Raw genomic sequence first — 13,329 nt, 5'->3', positions numbered from 1 at the left:
TAAATTACGAGGCGATTTAGACGAGGGGGTAAGGGGTACAATCAGAGCCCGAGCGCCTTGATATGCTCGATCGAGCGTTTGGCGAAACGCCGCCAGTCGGACGGGTTATCGTGTTCGGTGACGATGTGTTCGGCCTTCGTCATCCGGAAGAGTGGTACGAGCTTTGCCCAGCCGATGATGCCGTCGCCGGTCGCCGCCCAGCCATCATCTTCCTTCGTGCCCTCAGGGGCCATGTCCTTCATCTGAATGGCGATGATGCGATCTTCGAATTTTTGAAGTTCGGCCGCCGGATCGGCCCCGGCCCGGGTGATCCAGCCACAATCGATCTCGAACCAGACGTCGGCACCCGCACCCTCGAAAATCAGGTCAATGGGACGCAAACCACTCGCCAGCGGCCAGAACTCGAAATCGTGGTTGTGCCAGGCGACCTTGAGCCCGTCGGATGCGACACGATCGGCGCCTTCGGCGAGCTTCTTCCCAAGGTCCTTCCAGTCATCATCCCTCGTGCCGCGCTCTTCCGGCGTTACATAAGGCGGGATCATTACCGTCGCACCCATGGTCAGCGCGATGTCAACGAAACGCTGCGGCTCTTCGATCAGCCCCTTCAGCGGCATGTGGAAGCAATGGCATTTGAGCCCCGCATCGTCGAGCGCCTTGCGAAAGGCCTTGGCATCGGCCTCATAGGCCGGAAGCCAGGGTTCGATCGCATCATAACCGAAGGCCTTCAGTTCCGGGAACTGGGCAAGGAGGGGCGGAAAATTGCGCGACGAATAGAGCTGATAGGAAATCGGATAGGCCATTCTTCCTCCCTTTTTGCCTGGCCACTGAGCCCGGCTTGCCGGTTCTAGCTGCGGCCGATGGTGCTTTCCCGGATCACCAGATCCGGTTCGATCTGTGTGATGCGCGGCTCCGGCAGCCCGTCCTTGGCCGCGACCAGCTTCATGAGCCGCTCGACGGCAAGCTCGGTCACCATGTCGACGGCATAGTTGACGCTGGAGATGGGCGTTGCCGCATGTTCGGCAAATTCGATATTGTCGAAGCCGATGATGGCGACATCCTTCGGCACCTGCACGTCATTCTTCTGGCACCAGCGAAGCGCGCCGATGGCAAGCGAATCATTGGCGGTGAAAACCCCCGTCGGCCGGTTCGGTACGTTCATCAGTGCGTCCATCGCCCAATAGCCCTTGATCACCGAATGGCCATGCGGGTCGGCGGCCAGTTTGGGATCGAAAGCGATGCCGGCATCGGCAAGGGCCTGCCTATAACCATCGCTCTTTTCGACATTGCCGAGCGGATTGGCGCTGTCGATGATGCCGATGCGCTTGTGCCCGGTATCGATCAGATGGCGTGTCGCCTTGTAGGCGCCGCGCCGTTCATCGACACAGACGGCGTCGATACCGGCATCGGGATCGCCGACCAGAAGCACGATCGGATAGTTCGATTGCCGGATTTTCCGGATGTGGTCGAGGCGCCGGTGGCTGCGCGGGTAGATGAGCATGCCATCCACCTGGCGCGAGCGGAACATTTCGAGCGCCTTGATTTCCTCCTCGGGATCATTATTGGAGGTGGCAAAAAGCGTGCCGTAGCCGCGCTCGGCCAGCGCCAGCTCGATCGCCTGCGCCGTGCGCGTCAGCGTCGGGTTGGTGATGTCGGTGAGGATGAGTCCGATCGTCTTCGTCTCGCGGCTGACGAGCGACTTGGCGATATGGTTCGGCAGGTAGTTCAGTGCATCGGCCGTCCGGCGGATGAGTTGGCGCGTCTCGTCGGGAATACGCGGGCTGTCGCGCAGTGCCAGCGACACTGTATTGACCGAAAATCCGGTCTTGTCGGCAATGTCTTTGAGGCGAACGCTCGATCTGCTCATGGTCGTCAGTGCTATATTCCGTAGTGCTTATCTTCGTTTCCATAACGCCGGGCTGCGGAAAGCGAAAGGGCAGCCGCGTCGTAGAAGACGGCTGCCCGGCCTCATCATTTTCCCTCGGCATGCAGCCGCTTGATGCCCTGATATTGCAGGCAGTCCGGATGCATTTCCATGAGTTCGATGCGGTTGCCATCGGGATCCTCGATCCAGGCCTGGCGGTTGCCGTCAAGGCCCTGCTTGATCTCGGCTGTCAGCTTGATGCCGGCTGCCTTGATGCGCTCGGCTGTCGCATCGAGATCGTCAATGGTGAAGCACATGTGGTTGACGCCATTGGCATTCCAGCCCGGCGCCCGGTCATTTTCGGCCCCGGGGAAGATTTCGAGATAATGGTCATCGGTGATACGCAGATATACGAGCCATGTGGAGCCGTCGTCGTTCTTCAGGCGCAGCATTTCCGGAAAGCCAAGCCGTTCACGGTAGAACTCGAGCGATGCGTCGAGATCCCTCACTTTGATCGCGACATGGCCGTAGCCGGTAATTCCAAGCATGCTTCCTCCTCTCGTCGGCTCCGAGGGAACCGCCGTTCAATTATTCCATACCGGTAACCCGGATTTAGTTTAACGATAATACACGATCACAATTGATCTGAATGCGGCCGATTGTCAACTGCCCGCATTGGCTCAGTCCCACTTCGGCCCCCAGTCGGGATCGACGACCCGGTGATCGCGGTCGATGGTTTCGATTGCAGCAATCTCGTCAGGCGAAAGCGTGATCGAACTTGCCTTGAAGTTCGAGCGGATGCGCTCCGGCCGGCCCGATGTCGGGATGGTGCAATAGCCCTTGGCAAGCTCGAAGGCGATTGCCACCTGCTCCGGCGTCTCGCCGTGTTTTTCACCGATCGAGCGCAGCACCGGCTCGTCGGAAAGCATACCGCGGGCAATCGGCAGATAGCATGTGACGAGAATTTCCTTTTCCTGGCAATAGTTTGCGAGTTTCTTGTTCTGCAGGATCGGGTTCAGCTCGAACTGGTTGTTGGCGATCTTGCCTTTGCCAAGCAGTGCTTCCGTCTGTTCCAGAAGGGCAATCGTGAAGTTCGACACGCCGATCAGCCTGGTCAGGCCGCGGGCCTGCGCCTCGGCGATCTGGGTCATATAGACCTCCAGCGGAATGCGCCCGTAAGGCGCCGGCCAATGGATCAGCGTCAGGTCCACCTGGTCGATCCTCAGCGCTTCCAGGCTTTTTTCCAGTGAAGGAACGAGCGCGCCAGGGCCGAAATTATCGGTCGAGATCTTCGTCGTCAGAAAGACCTCGTCGCGTTTCAGACCGGAGCGGCGAAGTGCCTCGCCGACTTCGAATTCGGTGTCATAGGTTTGCGCCGTATCGAGATGCCGGTAGCCGGTCTCCAGCGCGCATAGGATCGCATCGATGCCCTCCTTGCCGTTGCGTCCGAACGTCCCAAATCCCATACGCGGAATAACATCCTGTTTTTCCAAGTCTATTTCCTCCCTTTCGCCTCATTCCACCAGGTATTTCCAGAGCTTTGCAACAGCTTGGGGCTGTGTCCAGCGAAAACGCCTGTTGACCTCACGTAAATTTTGATCATAGTTTAACGATAATACAAGCCCGATTTCGGGTGGTGGCCGGTGTGGGAGCGTCGGTCTCGGGAGGAAGTGATGCAGTTACGCTGGAGCCGAATGGCGCCCCAGCTGGCTCTCGCGCCGGCTGTTGCCGTCACCCTTGTCGCATTTGTCGGTGCCATAGGCTGGACCGGCTGGTTGTCGCTGACGCGAAGCCGGCGTCTTCCGGAATATGAGATCGACTGGAGCGAATGGACCCGGCAGTACGAGCGGCTCTTCAACGACGCCGGCTGGACGATTTCGCTGCAGAACCTCGTCATCCTCGGTCTCGGCAGCGCGCTCGCCATCGTCTTCGGCTTCGTTCTGGCGGCGATGATCGACCGCGAATGGCGCGGCGAGAGCTTCTTTCGCACCGTGTTCCTCTATCCTCTGGCAGTGTCGCTGATCGTCACCGGCGCTGCCTGGCGGTGGATCTTCAATCCGCAGCTCGGGCTCGAGAACTTCCTGCATGGGCTGGGCTTCACTTCGGTCAGCTTCAACTGGCTGGCAAGTCCGGATACGGCGATGTACGCCATCATCCTTGCCACGATCTGGCAGAGCTCCGGTTTCTACATGGCTCTGATGCTGTCGGGCCTGAAATCCATCAATACCGAGATCTGGAGTGCGGCGCGTCTCGATGGTGTCAGCTTCTGGCGGCTCTACCTCGAAATCATCATTCCGATGATGAAATTCACCTTCATCACCTGCGCCATCCTGCTCTCGCTCGGCGTCATCAAGGCGTATGACGTTGTTGTCGCCATGACCAATGGGGGGCCAGGCAATTCCACCTGGGTGCCGGCCTATTTCACCATCAACGCGCTCTCGGCCAAAAGCAATATCGGCTACGCCTCGGCAGCGGCCATCACCATGCTCGTCATCACCGCGGCGATCTTCCTGCCGCTAGTGCTGATCACCGCCTGGCAGCAGCGCCGGGCGAACGGAGGCGGACGATGAATATGCTCACCCAGGCGGCCGCGCTCGAAGACGCCGTCAATGCCTCGCCGCAGCCTGCCGGCCCCTTCTTTCCGCGCAAGAAGAAGCGCATCCCCGGACGTTCAATCGCCATTCTCATGTTTCTGACGATCTGCGCGCTGTTTTTCTGCGTGCCGCTTTATGTCGTCGTCGTCACTTCCTTCAAGACCATGGACCAGATCCGCGAAGGCGCAATCTTCTCGCTGCCGCAGGTCTGGACGCTGGAGGCCTGGGATCACGCCTGGAACAAGGCCTGCTCGGGCATCAACTGCAACGGACTGAAGGTCGGCTTCTGGAATTCGGTGCTGATCCTCTTTCCCTCGCTTGCCCTCTCCATCGCGCTGTCGATCGTGACCGGTTATGCGCTGGCGCTCTGGAACGTGCGCTGGGCCAACGCCTTCCTGTTCCTGCTATTCATCTGCGCCTTCGTGCCTTTCCAGGTGATCATGTATCCGTTGATCCGGATTACCGCGACGATCGGCATCTATGGCACGCTCTGGGGGATCGCGGCCGTCCATGCGGTCCTTGCCATGCCGGTGCTGACGCTGATCTTCCGCAATTATTACAAGGATATTCCCCAAGAGATCATGCGGGCGGCGATCATCGATTCCGGCTCCTTCTGGCGGATCTTCTTCGAGATCATCCTGCCGATGTCCGGCAATATCCTGATCGTCGTTCTGATCCTGCAGATCACCTCGATCTGGAACGACTATCTGATCGGTGTCACCTTCGGCGGTCTCGGCACGCAGCCGATGACGGTCATACTCGCCAATCTCATCACCGTCTCGACCGGCGTCGTTGCCTATAACGACAATATGGCGGCTGCACTTCTGACCGCCATTCCGCCCCTCGTCATCTATTTCCTCGTCGGCAAATTCTTCGTTCAGGGAATTACAGCCGGCGCGATCAAGGGTTGAGCCATGCCGCGCGTCTCCTTCGAACACATCGTCAAGTCCTTCGGCGCCGTGACGATCCTGAACGACCTCAATCTTTCGGTCGATGACGGCGATTTCCTCGTGCTGCTCGGGCCGTCCGGCTGCGGCAAGACCACGCTGCTGAACCTGCTTGCCGGGCTTCTGGAAGTCAGTGACGGCCGCATCATGATCGGCGAACGCGACGTGACCGACCTCGATCCGCGCGACCGCGGGCTTGCCATGGTCTTTCAATCCTATGCGCTCTATCCGACCAAGACCGTCTACGGGAATCTGAAATTCGGGCTCGCCGCAAGCAAGCTCGACCGGGCCGAGATCGAGCGCCGCATCACTGTCGCCGCCAAACTGCTGCAGATCGAGCCGCTGCTCAAGCGCAAACCCGGCCAGCTTTCCGGCGGCCAGCGCCAGCGCGTTGCGATCGGCCGTGCGCTGGTCAAGCAGGCGGGCGTCATCCTCTTCGACGAGCCATTGTCGAACCTCGATGCCAAGCTGCGTACCGAAATGCGCCTCGAGATCAAGAAGCTGCACGACACGCTGAAGCCGACCGTCGTCTATGTGACCCACGACCAGATCGAAGCGATGACGATGGCAACCCGGATCGCCGTCATGGATGGCGGCGTCATCCAGCAGTTCGGCACGCCCGACGAAATCTACGGCCGGCCGGCCAATCTCTTCGTCGCAGGCTTTATCGGCGCACCGGCCATGAACCTACGCAAGGCACGGCTGACGGTGAACGGCAGCAGCATCAGGGCCGCATTCGACACCGGCGATGCCATCGATCTCGGCGATTATGCCTTTTCGAAGAGGCCGGAAAGCGGTGCAGAAGTCATCGTCGGCTTGCGGCCCGAACATTTCGTCGTCGCCGAACAGCCGATTGCCAATGCGGCGGCACGTTTCGAACTGCCTTTGCGTCAGGCCGAACGCACCGGCTCGGATGCGACGGCCTATCTCGGTTTCGGAGAACAGCTTCTGGCACTGCGCGTCGATCCGGATCGCGCCGCCGGTTTTGCGTCCGGCCAGACCGTGCGGGCCGAATTTCCGCGCGGCAAGGCGAATGTCTTTAATGCCCAGACCGGGCAGCGGATGTGAATGAAGAACCGATGGGAGGAATGGAAATGATGAACAGGATTATTGCCGGCATCACAGCCGCATTGCTTGCAGGCGCCGCTCCCGTGGCCGCGCACGCGACGGAACTAGTAATCTACCATACCTGGTCCGCGCCTCCGGAAGTGGCGGCGCTGAATGTCCTGAAGAAGAATCTCGAGGCTAAGGGCCACACATGGACCGATATCGCCATCCCGCACGACACCGGCTCAAACGTCAACCTGATGAACCTCGTTGCCGGCGGCAATCCGCCGAACCTCTTCATGGAATCCAATCCCGGCGTCTATCGGGATCTCACGAAACAGGGTTTCGGAAGGCCGCTCACCGATTTCTTCAAGGACCATGGCTATCCTAACAAATATCCTGACGCGGTTGCCCATTCGATGGTCGTCGATGACCAAGTCATGAAAGTGCCGACCGCGCTGCACATTGACGGCATGGTCTATTACAATATGGACGTCGCCAAGAAAGTCGGCGTCGACCCGGCCGCCTGGACGTCGCTCGATCAGATGTTTGCCGACTTCGACAAGATCAAAGCCGCCGGCATCATTCCGCTCGCCGTCGGCGGCCAGCAGTGGCAGGTTGGCTACCTCACCCACGCACTGGCGGCGACGATCGGCGGACCGGAATTCTTCAACAGGATCTATGGCGAGAAGCCCGATCCGGCCGTTTTCGACACGCCGGAATTCAAGCAGATCTTCGAATATCTGCGCAAGTTCCAGCAGGCAGCCGATAGTGGTTCGGCCAACCGCGAATGGAACCTGACGACCAATCTCGTCATCACCGGCAAGGCGCTGATGCAGATCCATGGCGACTGGATGAAGGGCGAGTGGCTGGCAGCCGGCAAGACGGCCGGAAAGGATTTCGGCTGCATCCAGATCCCTGGCGCCAAGGCCGTGGTTGCGACCGTCGACAGCTGGGGTCTGCTCGGCGGCCAGCCAGCGGACAAGGACAAGGCCGAACTCGACTTTGCCTCCATCGTCGTCGATCCCAGCGTGCAGGCTGAATTTGCCAAGGCGAAGGGCTCCACGCCTGTGCGCCTCGACGCGCCGCAGGATAGCCTCGATGCCTGCTCGAAGGAGGTGCTGAAGATCGTCGCCGATCCGAAGCATCAGGTGCAGAACCCGCATGCGATCAGCGATGCCGACTGGGAAAATTCGATCTGGGACGTCGTGTTCAATTTCTGGAGCGATCCCAACATGAGCGTCGAAGACGCGATATCCAAGATCAAGGAAAATTACCAAACCATCCTTGGTTGAAAGCCCTTCCTCCCGGAGGGCGGTCCGTTTCAGATTGGCGGGCCGTCCTCCCGTTGCCCAAAATGGAGAGTTTGATGGACAAGCGTTTGCTTGATGAAGACGCCGTGATGCAGATCTGCTTTGTCACCGACGATGTGGAAAAATCAGCCCGCTGGTTTTCCGACCTGACGGGCAAGCCCGTTCCCCCCGAGGGCAAGGCTGCCGATCCCGAGGAGGCCAAGGCAATCTATAATGGCAAGCCTGCCGAGGTTGGCTGCCGCATCATCATGTTCAAGTTCGGCAATATCGATGTGGAATTCCTGCAGCCGGGTCCGGAAAAGAGTGCCTGGCGCGACCTTCTGGAAGAGAAAGGCCCCGGCTGCCACCACATCGCCTTCAAGACGAAGAACCTGACCAACCGCAATCGCTACCTCGAAGACAAGGGGCACCGCCTGCTGCAGCGGGGCGAATTCGACGGCAGCCACGGACGCTACGCCTATTACGACACCGTGAAGGATCTTGGCGTCATGATCGAGCTTCTGGAATTCAACTCGGACATGGAGCCTCAACCCCAGCACCAGCCGGCTTGAACCTTTGCCGGCCGGCTTGGTCAGAAGGCCTGAGCAAGCCGGCGCAAAGGTGTTGCCGCGCCCTCTGCGGCTTCGACGAAGTCGAGGCCGATATCGAGCACCGGGGCGCTATGCGTCAGCCAGCCGACGGAGATCAGGTCGACGCCCGAGGCGGCAATGGCAGGGGCCGTTGCCGGCGTCACGCGGCCCGAAGCCTCGGTGATCGCGCGCCCGGCGACGATACCGACGGCCTCGCGCAGCTGGTCGGGCGTCATGTTGTCGAGGAGGACGGCATCGACCCCCTCGCCCATCGCCTCGTGCAGCTGGTCGAGCGTGTCGACCTCGACCTCGATCTTGACCATATGGCCGACGCCGGCCTTTGCGCGGCGGATCGCTTCCGCCACGCCGCCGGCAATGGCGACGTGATTATCCTTGATCAGTACGGCGTCGTTGAGCGCGAAGCGGTGGTTCATGCCGCCGCCGGCGCGCACGGCGTATTTTTCGAGCGCCCGGAGGCCAGGCGTTGTCTTGCGGGTGCAGACGACGGAAGCTTTGGTGTTGCGGATCGCCTCGACGATGCCTGAGGTCACCGTGGCGATGCCCGAGAGATGGCCGAGGAAATTCAGCGCGGTGCGCTCAGCCGTCAGCAACCCGCGTGAGGGGCCTTCAATGGTGGCGATGACAGCGCCCGGCTGAACAGCGGCACCATCGGGCAGATGCCGTTTCAAGGTGATAGCGGGATCGACGAGCTGAAAGGCAAGCTCGGCCGCATCGAGACCGGCCACCACACCCGGCTGGCGGGCGGCCATGACGACCGTCGATCGATGTTCCCCTGGGATGACGGCGGCGGAGGTGATATCGCCGGCAAGGCCAAGATCCTCGGCAAGGGCCGCGCGCACGAGCGGTTCGACAATGACGCGCGGAAGGGAAGCGAGGCTCATCTCAGGCACTCCTTGCAAGGGGATGGGAAGCGGTGACGCGGGCGATCTCCAGCGCCTCGGCCAGCGTCATTTTCCGTCGGGCGGCTTCGGCCCGTTTCAACGGGAAATCAGTGCGGGCATGGGCGCCGCGCGATTCCGCTCGCAGGCTTGCGAAAACTGCAATCAGCAGCGCCACGATGGCGGGATCGGAAGCAGGACTGTTGCCTTCTGCGAGCGGCAGCAGGCTTGCCACGGCGCCATGGATGGCGCCTGCATTGCGCAACACACCCAGATGACGCGAGACGATCGGCCGGATGGACGAAGGATCGGCCGCCACCGGCAGCGTAAAGTTTGCCCCAGGCGTCGGCGGTTTTGCAGTCGGTCGCGAAAGAATATCGCGCGCGGCGCGCACGCCCATGACGGCTGCCTCCAGGAGCGAATTGCTGGCAAGCCGGTTTGCGCCATGCAGGCCGGTGGAGGCTGCTTCGCCGGCAACCCATAGCCCGGCAACGGAGCTGCGGCCATGCGCATCGGTTGCGACCCCGCCCATATGATAGTGGACGGCGGGGCGCACTGGGATGAGCTGGCGGCTGGCATCGATGCCCGCTTCCCGGCAGAGCGCATCGATGACGGGGAAGCGAGCGGCAAAACGATCGCCAAGTGCCTCTCGGGCGTCCAGGAAGACCCTGCCGCCACGCGCCAGTTCGGCGCTTATGGCGCGCGCCACCACATCGCGCGGGGCAAGTTCTGCGCCTGCCACGCTAGCCATGAAACGATCACCGCTCTCATTGACGAGAACGGCGCCTTCACCACGCACCGCCTCGCTGACGAGCGCCAGGGGCCGGCGGCGGGAGTCGAGCGCGGTCGGGTGAAACTGCACGAATTCCAAATCGGCGAGCTCGGCTCCGGCGCGGGCCGCAAGCATGATCCCTTGCCCGAAATTGCCGGTCGGATTGGTGGTCGCTTCATAGAGCCCGCCGATGCCGCCGGTTGCAAGCACGATCCGCCGCGTCGGCAGGATGACCGCACCGTGATTACCGGCGCAGGCAAGGCCGGTGACACCCGCTTCGTCCGTCAGGATGCGACGGGCTTCCAGTCCTTCGAGCACAGTGACGGAGGGCGTCGCGACAACGGCAGAAACGAGCGCACGTATAATCTCCGCACCCGATCCATCACCTTGCGCATGCACGATGCGATGGCGGCTATGGGCCGCTTCCAGGCCCAGCGACAGAGTACCGTCAGCTGTCCGGTCGAACTGGACACCGGCACGTTCGAGCGCGGCAATGGCGGCCGGCGCCTCGGTGACGATGCCGGCAGCGATCGCCGGATCGCAAAGCCCATCGCCGGCAGCAAGTGTGTCTGCAAGATGCAGTTCGGCGCTGTCATCGGCGCCCAAAGCGGCGGCGATGCCGCCCTGCGCCCATGCGCTCGACGTCTCTGCACCTAGGCCGGCGCGGGTGACGATGACAACGGGTTCGGGCGCCAGGGTCAACGCCGCCATCAATCCCGCAAGACCGCTGCCGACGATGACAGTGCGGCCGGCAAATTGCTCCAATATGGCGCTCATATCGCAAGCATCCTCTCGACAGCCCGCCGAGCCGCTGCGGCGATCGAGGGGTCGACGGTCACTTCGTGGCGGTTTTCCTCGAGCGCCGTGCGAATGTTGGAAAGCGTGATGCGCTTCATATGCGGGCAGAGATTGCAGGGGCGGATGAATTCGACATCAGGGTGATGCACGGCGACATTGTCGCTCATCGAGCATTCGGTGAGCAGCACGACGCGGGCCGGCTTCTTCTGCCCGACATAATCGGACATGACGGCGGTGGAGCCGGCGAAATCCGCCTCGGCGACGACGTCGGGCGGGCATTCGGGATGGGCAAGCACCGTCACGCCCGGATGGTTTTCGCGCAACTGCCGCACATCATCGGCGGTAAAGAGTTCATGCACCTCGCAATGTCCGTGCCAGGCGATGATCTCCACATCGGTTTCCTTGGCGACATTGCGCGCGAGATATTCGTCCGGAATCATCAGCACGCGCGGCACGCCGAGAGATTCGACCGCCTTCCTGGCATTGCCTGAGGTGCAGCAGATATCCGAGGCAGCTTTGACGGCAGCCGAGGTGTTGACATAGGTGATGACAGGCACGCCCGGATGGGCCTGGCGCAGCAACGCGACATCCTCGGGCGTGATGGATTCGGCGAGCGAACAGCCGGCGCCGAGATCAGGGATCAGCACCGTCTTTTCCGGGTTCAGGAGCTTTGCCGTCTCGGCCATGAAATGCACGCCGGCCAGCACGATCACGTCGGCATCGACCTCGATCGCCTTGCGCGCCAAAGCCAGGCTATCGCCGACGATATCGGCGACGCCATGGAAGATTTCCGGCGTCTGATAGTTGTGCGCGAGGATGACCGCATTGCGTTTGCGCTTCAGCTCGAGGATCGCTTCGACATCGTCCTGAAACGTCAGCCATTCGGCTTTGGGAATGACGCGGCTGACGCGGTCATAGAGGGAAGACGCGGATACGAGGTGGTTCATTGCCGGCTCCATCAATTATGCTCGATCTGAGTATATCCTGAGCAAAGAGATATTCTCACTATGAGCATATGTCAATTGCGGGAGAGCGGTAATTTCGTTCCGGCGAGCGCGCGCTCTTCGAGAATGGTCTGGCGGAAGCGGAAGAGCTTCGCCGGCCGGCCGCCGGTTTCGCTTGTTGCCTCGCCGGTCTCCTCCACCAGTTCCTGCTGTTCGATCAGGCGGCGGAAGTTTTGCTTGTGCAGCGTCAGGCCGGCCAGAGCCTCGACGGCGCGCTGCAATTGCAGCAGGGTGAAGCTTTCGGGCATGAGCTCGAAAACGACCGGGCGATATTTGATCTTGGCGCGAAGCCTGGCGATGCCGGTTGCCAGAATCCGTCGGTGATCGGCAAACATCGGCCGGCCGAGATTGTCGTCCTTGCCGCAACCGGCCTCGGCAACAAGACCTGCCTCGTAGAGCAGCTCATAGCGCTGCAGCGTCAAATCCTCATTCCATCTGGCGCCATCGAGCCCGAAGGTGAAATCGGCGCGGCGATGCCTGTATTCGCGCTTGGCAGGCTCGGCATCGGCCCAGCCCCGCAGCCGCGCGATGAGTTCATCGAGAATTTCCGGACGCCCGTCGCGATGATCCTCCCAGGGGAAATATTCATACCAGCCGTGCCAGCCCGGCCGCCCGGCTCCCGACTGTTCGTTGACGAGGCCGAGATAGCTGATCGAGATGGTGCGACCGCCCTGGATATCATTATTCCGGTCGCGGTCGGCAAAGGTGTAGAGCTGCTCCAGAAAGCCGACCGGATGGGCAGTCTGTTCCTGGATCCATTCGCGAAGGCCCGACTGCAGCGTGCGATGGCCCATTTCGAAAGGGCCTGATGGAAGCGCATCGCCATTGCGGATCGTCATGACGCGCGGCTCGTCGCCCGTCACAGCGACGAGAACCGCAATCAGTTCCGCATGTGCAAAGCCTATCGTCATCGGCGCCTGAGAATCTGTTCCTGATGGATCTATTCTCTGACATAGGGCCGTATCAATGCCAATGAGGGCTCGCCTGCTCCCCGGTAAAGAAGCGGCGCCGAATTGAGGGTAGGGTTACCAAAAATTGGTATATATTGGTAACATTCAGGAGGCTCTCATGTCGAAAAATACATCGATTGCGTTGGGCGATCATTTTGCAGGTTTCGTCGAACGACAAATCATTGAAGGCCGCTATGGCTCGGCGAGCGAAGTCATCAGGGCCGGTCTGCGGCTTCTGGAGGAGCATGAGGCCAAGGTGAAGGCGCTACGCGATGCAATCGGTATCGGCATCGATAGCGGCGGTGCCGAGGATTTCGATTTCGACACATTCCTCGACCGAAAGCGTCGGAAGCGAGCAAGATGAAAGGCTACATCCTTTCAAGGGCCGCCGTCGCCGATCTCGACAATATCTGGGATTATACTTTTGAGAATTGGGGCGAAGAGCAGGCGGATCGCTATGTCAACGATATCCGAAAGGCTTGCGAAGACTTGAGTGCGGGTGCCCGGACAGGACGGCCGATTGACGATATTTAGCCGGGCCTATTTAAGCTCAATGTGAACTCACATTCCTATTT

15 protein-coding genes are annotated in these 13,329 nt (G+C 60.8%); 7 read left to right on the top strand and 8 right to left on the bottom strand.

Annotation, left to right across the window (positions count from 1 at the left end; translation table 11 throughout):
• Nucleotides 1–41 precede the first annotated feature (41 nt).
• From EV281_RS22560 to EV281_RS22545, 4 genes are all read right to left on the bottom strand, one after another.
• On the bottom strand, nt 42–800 hold the full coding sequence (locus EV281_RS22560; RefSeq protein ID WP_132656461.1) for a sugar phosphate isomerase/epimerase: 759 nt from the start codon (nt 798–800) through the stop codon (nt 42–44).
• A gap of 44 nt (nt 801–844) precedes the next feature.
• Nucleotides 845–1,864 (bottom strand): LacI family DNA-binding transcriptional regulator, encoded by a 1,020-nt coding sequence (locus EV281_RS22555; RefSeq protein ID WP_132656459.1) that lies wholly within the window; start codon nt 1,862–1,864, stop codon nt 845–847.
• Between the two features lie 104 nt (nt 1,865–1,968).
• Nucleotides 1,969–2,409 (bottom strand): VOC family protein, encoded by a 441-nt coding sequence (locus EV281_RS22550; RefSeq protein WP_132656457.1) that lies wholly within the window; start codon nt 2,407–2,409, stop codon nt 1,969–1,971.
• Between the two features lie 132 nt (nt 2,410–2,541).
• Nucleotides 2,542–3,354, bottom strand: coding sequence for an aldo/keto reductase (locus tag EV281_RS22545; RefSeq protein WP_132656455.1), 813 nt, complete (start codon nt 3,352–3,354; stop codon nt 2,542–2,544).
• 180 nt (nt 3,355–3,534) lie between these two features.
• Between EV281_RS22545 and EV281_RS22540 the strand changes: the two genes are divergently transcribed.
• The 5 genes from EV281_RS22540 to EV281_RS22520 all read left to right on the top strand — a co-directional run bounded on the left by EV281_RS22540 (nt 3,535) and on the right by EV281_RS22520 (nt 8,313).
• Nucleotides 3,535–4,431 (top strand): sugar ABC transporter permease, encoded by an 897-nt coding sequence (locus tag EV281_RS22540; protein WP_132656453.1) that lies wholly within the window; start codon nt 3,535–3,537, stop codon nt 4,429–4,431.
• Nucleotides 4,428–5,366, top strand: coding sequence for a carbohydrate ABC transporter permease (locus EV281_RS22535; RefSeq protein WP_132656451.1), 939 nt, complete (start codon nt 4,428–4,430; stop codon nt 5,364–5,366). The genes EV281_RS22540 and EV281_RS22535 overlap by 4 nt, the downstream gene beginning before the upstream one ends.
• A gap of 3 nt (nt 5,367–5,369) precedes the next feature.
• Nucleotides 5,370–6,470 (top strand): ABC transporter ATP-binding protein, encoded by a 1,101-nt coding sequence (locus EV281_RS22530; protein WP_132656449.1) that lies wholly within the window; start codon nt 5,370–5,372, stop codon nt 6,468–6,470.
• Nucleotides 6,471–6,496: 26 nt separating this feature from the next.
• Nucleotides 6,497–7,744, top strand: a complete 1,248-nt coding sequence (locus tag EV281_RS22525; RefSeq protein ID WP_132656447.1) for an ABC transporter substrate-binding protein — start codon at nt 6,497–6,499, stop codon at nt 7,742–7,744.
• Between the two features lie 74 nt (nt 7,745–7,818).
• Nucleotides 7,819–8,313 (top strand): VOC family protein, encoded by a 495-nt coding sequence (locus tag EV281_RS22520; RefSeq protein ID WP_132656445.1) that lies wholly within the window; start codon nt 7,819–7,821, stop codon nt 8,311–8,313.
• Between the two features lie 20 nt (nt 8,314–8,333).
• On the opposite strand, the gene nadC is transcribed toward EV281_RS22520, so the two are convergent.
• The 4 genes from nadC to EV281_RS22500 form a co-directional block, all read right to left on the bottom strand.
• Nucleotides 8,334–9,233: a carboxylating nicotinate-nucleotide diphosphorylase gene (gene nadC, locus EV281_RS22515; protein WP_132656443.1), complete on the bottom strand. Its 900-nt coding sequence runs from the start codon at nt 9,231–9,233 to the stop codon at nt 8,334–8,336.
• Between the two features lies 1 nt (nt 9,234).
• Nucleotides 9,235–10,779 carry an L-aspartate oxidase gene (locus EV281_RS22510; RefSeq protein ID WP_132656441.1) on the bottom strand — a complete coding sequence of 515 codons (1,545 nt, stop codon included), beginning with the start codon at nt 10,777–10,779 and terminating at the stop codon, nt 9,235–9,237.
• On the bottom strand, nt 10,776–11,747 hold the full coding sequence (gene nadA, locus EV281_RS22505) for a quinolinate synthase NadA (protein ID WP_132656439.1): 972 nt from the start codon (nt 11,745–11,747) through the stop codon (nt 10,776–10,778). The genes EV281_RS22510 and nadA overlap by 4 nt, the downstream gene beginning before the upstream one ends.
• A gap of 71 nt (nt 11,748–11,818) precedes the next feature.
• Complete coding sequence (locus tag EV281_RS22500) at nt 11,819–12,715, bottom strand: hypothetical protein (protein ID WP_132656437.1); 897 nt, start codon at nt 12,713–12,715, stop codon at nt 11,819–11,821.
• 157 nt (nt 12,716–12,872) lie between these two features.
• Between EV281_RS22500 and EV281_RS22495 the strand changes: the two genes are divergently transcribed.
• Nucleotides 12,873–13,118 (top strand): type II toxin-antitoxin system ParD family antitoxin, encoded by a 246-nt coding sequence (locus EV281_RS22495; protein WP_132656435.1) that lies wholly within the window; start codon nt 12,873–12,875, stop codon nt 13,116–13,118.
• Nucleotides 13,115–13,288, top strand: a complete 174-nt coding sequence (locus tag EV281_RS22490) for a type II toxin-antitoxin system RelE/ParE family toxin (protein ID WP_132656433.1) — start codon at nt 13,115–13,117, stop codon at nt 13,286–13,288. The genes EV281_RS22495 and EV281_RS22490 overlap by 4 nt, the downstream gene beginning before the upstream one ends.
• Nucleotides 13,289–13,329 lie beyond the last annotated feature (41 nt).

The organism is Rhizobium sp. BK418, from assembly GCF_004341105.1.
Classification (GTDB): Bacteria; Pseudomonadota; Alphaproteobacteria; order Rhizobiales; family Rhizobiaceae; genus Rhizobium.
This window is presented reverse-complemented; position numbering and strand designations above follow the sequence as displayed.

Excerpts from the sequence above, each read along its gene's own strand:
- EV281_RS22560 (WP_132656461.1), bottom strand. The coding sequence starts at position 800 with ATGGCCTATCCGATTTCCTATCAGCTCTATTCGTCGCGCAATTTTCCG.
- EV281_RS22555 (WP_132656459.1), bottom strand. The coding sequence starts at position 1,864 with ATGAGCAGATCGAGCGTTCGCCTCAAAGACATTGCCGACAAGACCGGA.
- EV281_RS22550 (WP_132656457.1), bottom strand. The coding sequence starts at position 2,409 with ATGCTTGGAATTACCGGCTACGGCCATGTCGCGATCAAAGTGAGGGAT.
- EV281_RS22540 (WP_132656453.1), top strand. The coding sequence starts at position 3,535 with ATGCAGTTACGCTGGAGCCGAATGGCGCCCCAGCTGGCTCTCGCGCCG.
- EV281_RS22535 (WP_132656451.1), top strand. The coding sequence starts at position 4,428 with ATGAATATGCTCACCCAGGCGGCCGCGCTCGAAGACGCCGTCAATGCC.
- EV281_RS22530 (WP_132656449.1), top strand. The coding sequence starts at position 5,370 with ATGCCGCGCGTCTCCTTCGAACACATCGTCAAGTCCTTCGGCGCCGTG.
- EV281_RS22525 (WP_132656447.1), top strand. The coding sequence starts at position 6,497 with ATGATGAACAGGATTATTGCCGGCATCACAGCCGCATTGCTTGCAGGC.
- EV281_RS22520 (WP_132656445.1), top strand. The coding sequence starts at position 7,819 with ATGGACAAGCGTTTGCTTGATGAAGACGCCGTGATGCAGATCTGCTTT.
- nadC (WP_132656443.1), bottom strand. The coding sequence starts at position 9,233 with ATGAGCCTCGCTTCCCTTCCGCGCGTCATTGTCGAACCGCTCGTGCGC.
- EV281_RS22510 (WP_132656441.1), bottom strand. The coding sequence starts at position 10,779 with ATGAGCGCCATATTGGAGCAATTTGCCGGCCGCACTGTCATCGTCGGC.
- nadA (WP_132656439.1), bottom strand. The coding sequence starts at position 11,747 with ATGAACCACCTCGTATCCGCGTCTTCCCTCTATGACCGCGTCAGCCGC.
- EV281_RS22500 (WP_132656437.1), bottom strand. The coding sequence starts at position 12,715 with ATGACGATAGGCTTTGCACATGCGGAACTGATTGCGGTTCTCGTCGCT.
- EV281_RS22495 (WP_132656435.1), top strand. The coding sequence starts at position 12,873 with ATGTCGAAAAATACATCGATTGCGTTGGGCGATCATTTTGCAGGTTTC.
- EV281_RS22490 (WP_132656433.1), top strand. The coding sequence starts at position 13,115 with ATGAAAGGCTACATCCTTTCAAGGGCCGCCGTCGCCGATCTCGACAAT.